This window comes from Lactiplantibacillus sp. 7.2.4 (assembly GCF_018991185.1).
Classification (GTDB): Bacteria; Bacillota; Bacilli; order Lactobacillales; family Lactobacillaceae; genus Lactiplantibacillus; species Lactiplantibacillus pentosus.
Window position 1 is genome coordinate 1 of the sequence record NZ_JAGYGS010000134.1, and the last position, 1,304, is coordinate 1,304.

Here is a 1,304-nt window from a genome sequence, read left to right on the forward strand (position 1 = left end):
TAAGACCCGGTAGCCTTGTTGCGCCAATGACTGAATGCGCGCTTGTAGATCAGTTGGTACCGTTGTAAAAATAAATTCCGGTGCGCCCATGACTTCCGCATGATCTGCAAACGCCGCCCCACTCCATTTCCGACTAGACGAAAACGGCATGACCTGAGTTGGCTGGACATCCGGTTGGCCTAACGCTGCTTTGATTGCCTGGGCCGTCTCATTATCATCATCAATGGCTGTGACCAATGCGGCCAGTCGGTCTTCCACAACCTTCTGAGCAATCTGGCCCCATGGTTCGACCCGTTCAAAGACGAGCTTGCCACTCGTAATCGTCCCGGTCTTATCTAGGCACAGCGTATCGACCCGCGCGAGCGCTTCGATTGCTGGCAACTCCCGGACTAGGACTTGGTGACGACCAAGGGTAAACGCCCCGGCAGCTAAAGCCACTGAGGTCAGTAACACCAGTCCTTCTGGAATCATACCGACCATCGCCGCCACGGTTCCTAAAATCGCGCGATTCTGGCTTTCACCACGCATCATTGTCGAAATAAAGAGTCCGGCACCTAGTGGAATAATCGTGAACGTCAATATTTTGATAATTCGATTGATAATCGTCAATAATTGACTCGGTGTCCGCCGCTTCTGTTTAGCCGCCCGCGCCATCTGTTTGATAAAACTACCGTGTCCGACCTGCGTCGCCTGTACGACCCCGTGGCCACCAAGGATGACACTGCCGGAGACCAATTCGTCACCGGCGCCCTTAATGACGGGGTCAGCTTCACCGGTAATTTGCGACCCATCGACTTCGAGGCCACTCGTTTCACGTACCAAGCCGTCGACTGGAAGTTGCTCACCACGTGTGACCAGTAATAAATCATCCTGGACGATTTCATCCTGTGCAATTGCCAACGTTTGGCCATCGCGCCGGACTTTTACCTTCGTAGCTGACAACAGCGACAACTTGTCCACCTGCCGTTTAGCCCGAATCTCTTGGAATATCCCGATTGCCGTATTGACGATGACGACGAATAGAAACAGCATGTTCTTATAGCTACCCGTCAACAGGACTAATCCGGCTAACAAAACATTGATACAATTAAAAAGTGTCAGTAAATTGTCACGAAAAATCTGTTTGACCGACCGCGTCAAAGGCGGTAACGGCTCATTTTTTAGGCCCGCTGTCAGGCGCTGGTCAACCTCTTTGGACGTTAACCCGTGTTCAATTGCTGATAAATAACGTTCTGACATGGCGCGCCCTCCCCGTTTACAAAAATAACGTTAACCTTATTGTAAACGATTTTTTAAAGGCGATG

1 protein-coding gene is annotated in these 1,304 nt (G+C 50.9%); it reads right to left on the bottom strand.

Translation table 11 applies throughout. The annotated features are described in order from the left end of the window. On the bottom strand, positions 1-1,239 hold a 1,239-nt coding region (locus KGF70_RS16840; protein ID WP_216786518.1), incomplete at its 3' end, for an HAD-IC family P-type ATPase. Between the last annotated feature and the right edge of the window lie 65 nt (positions 1,240-1,304).